At 61.4% G+C, this 3,603-nt stretch carries 4 protein-coding genes and 1 pseudogene; all 5 read right to left on the bottom strand.

Features of this window, described 5'->3' with window-relative positions; genetic code table 11:
* Nucleotides 1–1,525, bottom strand: a 1,525-nt coding sequence (mcrA, locus tag BRA62_RS03420; protein ID WP_292364836.1) for a coenzyme-B sulfoethylthiotransferase subunit alpha, incomplete at its 3' end; no start/stop codon positions are given.
* A gap of 6 nt (nt 1,526–1,531) precedes the next feature.
* The gene (mcrG, locus tag BRA62_RS03415; protein WP_292364834.1) at nt 1,532–2,293 is read right to left on the bottom strand and encodes a coenzyme-B sulfoethylthiotransferase subunit gamma; all 762 of its coding nucleotides are present in this window, start codon (nt 2,291–2,293) and stop codon (nt 1,532–1,534) included.
* A 13-nt stretch (nt 2,294–2,306) separates the two neighbouring features.
* On the bottom strand, nt 2,307–2,930 hold the full coding sequence (mcrC, locus tag BRA62_RS03410) for a methyl-coenzyme M reductase I operon protein C (RefSeq protein WP_292364832.1): 624 nt from the start codon (nt 2,928–2,930) through the stop codon (nt 2,307–2,309).
* Nucleotide 2,931: 1 nt separating this feature from the next.
* A complete protein-coding gene (gene mcrD / locus BRA62_RS03405; RefSeq protein ID WP_292364830.1) occupies nt 2,932–3,408 on the bottom strand; it encodes a methyl-coenzyme M reductase operon protein D in 477 nt (158 codons plus the stop codon).
* 16 nt (nt 3,409–3,424) lie between these two features.
* Nucleotides 3,425–3,603 (bottom strand): annotated as a pseudogene (locus tag BRA62_RS03400) (methyl-coenzyme M reductase subunit beta); the annotation flags it as partial.

Raw genomic sequence — 3,603 nt, 5'->3', positions numbered from 1 at the left:
TTGCGGCGTACTCGCCCTGGTGTCCGACGTTCATAGCGTAGTTCGGGTAGTTCGGGCCACGGACCTCGCCGATCGCACCCTCGTCGCCACGGACGGAGAGCGTGTTTGCGGATCCGCACTGGTCCTGGAGGTCGTAGCCGAAGAAGCCGAGACGCGACCATCCGTCCTTGTGCAGGAGCATGCAGAGGTACCAGGCGTTTAAGCCGGCGTTCGAGTTGCCGGTCGCGATGGAGGTCGACAGACCGGACGCGGCGGCAAGCACGCCGGCACGCTGGGACCCGCCGAAGTGGTCCTCCATCATGGTCGGGAACTGCTCGTACTGCTCCATGCCGTTGAGGGCGACCTCGGTCGAGATGTCGTTGACGATATCCTGGGTCGGCTTGACCCTGTCGTCCGGGCTCGGGTTCTTCCAGTCGACCTTGTACTTGTCCTTGATGTAGTCCATACCGTAGTAGGTGAACTCGTCGAGGATGTTGTCGGTGTAGGCCGCGGTCGCGTACTGCGTGAAGCCGACACCGCCGGACATGTAGGAGCCGAGCCAGATCTGGTCGAACAGCATGGTTCCGGCGCCGACGACCTCAAGGGAGGCCTTCGCGGGGTCGTTGGGGTACTTCCGGTTCGCCTGGACGATATCGGAGAAGACACCGAACATGATGCCGCCGGGCTCGTTCGGGCCACGGGCACGCCGGGCGGGCAGGTGGGACGCCATCTGGACGACGCCTGCGTGCTTCGCGGCGTAGGAGAGGTCGGCGACGGCCGCTTCGCCGGCGCACATGCGGTAGGCGCCGATGAAGGACATACCGATCTGCATCGCAGACCACCGGGAGGTCGTTCCACCGTCACAGGTCCTCGATACCGTGGTCGGGATGTGGATGGCCTGCCAGAGGGACTTTCCTACGGCTGCAGAGAGCGCTTCGGCCTGCTTTGCGGGGAAGAGCTTCTCGACGTCGAGGACGAACTGGGGCTCGAGGTCGTCGGCGAGTTCCTGGTCGCCGGTGAAGACCTTGACGTAACAGTCGTCGACGAGGCCGGGGTGAGTCTCGACCATGTGCTCCTGAACGACGGCCGCGCCGGGCATGGCGTGGTTCAGCACGTGGAGGTACTCGTTGATCGTCTCGGGGGTGACTTCCTTGCCCAGACGCTTCTGCAGGGTCTGGTGGGCAAGGTCCATGTTGACGATGACAGTCCTGCGGATATCGTCCCACATCTGCTGCATCGCAGCGTTGTTGACGAAGTGCAGGTCGTCACCCTCGACGAAGACGCCGGTGCCGGAGACCTCGTAGGTCATCAGCTGGCGCTGGCCGAGCGGGATACCGCCAAGGTGGCAGCGCACGGGGTCGTACATGGAGATGCCGCGGTCCATCTCGACGGCACGGCTCGCCTTCATGAACTCCATCTTACGGGGAGACTGGCGGACGCCGTTGAACTTGTAGTACTCAGCCGTTTCGGACTGGGGATCCTGTCCCTGGAACTTCTCCTTGAGGGATTTCAGGAACAGCTTCTGGGTTCTCTCAATCTTTGCCATAACTCATCACTCCTTGGGCATGAATCCGTACTTTGTCCGCAGCGAGTGGATCCGCTGGACGTATTCGATGTACTCGGCGTCGTCACGGTAGGGGGTGCCGCCAAGGGAGTGGAAGATCGTCGTGTGGGCCTTGAGCCACTTCTCGTCGAGCGGCTTGCCGATGGCAACCGCACGGTCGAGAGGCTCGCCGATCTGGTTCTTGACGTAGCGGACGATACCGTCCTCGCCAAGGACACTCCTCTGGAGCATGTCGAACATCATGCCGTTCTCGGCGAGACGGAGCGAGTGACCGTGCACGGTCGCACCGCGGATGCCGGTGCGGGCCGGGTCGAGGAGTTCGGTCTCGACGAGTTCCTTGGAGTACTTCTCCAGGTCACGCTCGCGGCACTCGACGATCTGACGGCCGGAAAGCGTACCGGGGTCGATACCGCGGAAGCGGTAGCACTCGGTGTAGGTCCGCTGGTAGGGGTGGCAGGGGGCGAAGAACATCGAGTCCGCGAACTGGATGTAGCGGACACGGTCGCCGGCTTTTGCACCGTCCGTCGGGGTTACAATCTTCCTGATGGGGCAGTCGGGCTCCTGCTGCTCGGCGAGCGGCGGGTGGGCCGTCGGATAGGCGGCTCCCGGCGCCCTGTGGCCGAGAATCAGCACGATGTCCTCATCTGTCACATCACGCATCTTTTCAAGCTTCTGGCTGGGGTTCATCTGTTTGCGCCGGTTCTCGGCGACCTTGGATGTACCCGGTCCGTATTGGGGCTTGTATGCCATGTTTTCTTTCACCTCATGTTGGGCTTTTTAGCGCTTTCATAACGGCACGAATGACCTCTGCCAATTTCCCTCTGCCTGGCGTCTGACCACGTGTCACACCGCTGACGATATCCATCACAATGCCTTTCGTCTTCACCCGGTCGGGCGGCGGCATAACCACCGCGGTCCTGACTCCCTCTTTTGCGAGATCTTCGAAGTCGATCGGGACTTGCGAGACGACGATTGCCCTGATGTTCACGTGCTCAAGGATAAACCGGACCTTCTGCACCACATGGGAGCGGACGTTCCCGTGGTGCAGGATCGCGACCTTGTGCTGCTCGATCTGGGCGATCTCCTTCTCTGTCAGCCCAAAATAGGCACCGAGAACGTGACCCTTGACGGGAGAATCTGCCGGAACCCCGCTTCCTGCGTTGAGGACGAGCGTAGTCACGGAGAACTCCGCCCCCTCCCTCCGGAGACCGGAGGTGATGTCGCAGACGGGTTTCGTCACGTGCCTGCGGCCGGGGGACATTCCAATCACGATCACATCTGGGGACCTGGCCTCAGAGATGGTGCCCCGCTGGGCAAGACCGCCTCCTTTTCCCATCCCCATGCTCTCGCGGCAATCGACGACCTGGGTTACTCTTCCGATAGGCATGTCACTTGGTTCCCTGAATGATAACCGGGCCGCCTTTCTTTCGTGGATCGACAAGCCCGAGGATCTCTTTGTCGGCGTCAGGTCCGTATTTAGCGTAGTCGGACATCGTCGGCTGAGTCTTCATGTACCGCCCCTGCTGGACGGTGCAGGAGAAGTCCTTATCGGCAAAGACTTCGTCGACTGCTTCACAAATAGCCGGAATGTACGACTCGTCCTCAAGCTCCAGGATGATTGTTCCGACCTGTACCTGGAGCTGGACGTCCTGGTCTCCGACACGGATGACCTTACGGTCCGGGTGGGGGTTGGGTTTCCCCCGTGCCGGGCCGTACGGAACTGTTTCGGGAATGCTCGGTCCGTTGATGGACATCCGGCGAATCCCGCCGACCTGAACAAGCCTGTTCAGGAGTTGTTCCGCAGTGTCGGGTCTGAGGAATCGCGCAGAAACGATTCGAACCTGAGGGTATATGGCTTCAGTCATTGGTATCCTGTGTTATTTACACACCCTGTGCGATCTGCTGGATCGGCTTGTTGAAGACGTCGACCTGGCCGAAGGTGTCGCCGTAGACCTTGGAAGTGCTCTCGGGCGAGAACATCTGGGTTCCGGCGTCGAGCGCAGCCGCAGCGACCACGCACGGGATGGCCACGCCTGCGGCGTGCCGGGTCACGACGTGGT

The sequence above is a fragment of the Methanoculleus sp. UBA208 genome (assembly GCF_002498065.1).
GTDB lineage: Archaea > Halobacteriota > Methanomicrobia > Methanomicrobiales > Methanoculleaceae > Methanoculleus.
This window is presented reverse-complemented; position numbering and strand designations above follow the sequence as displayed.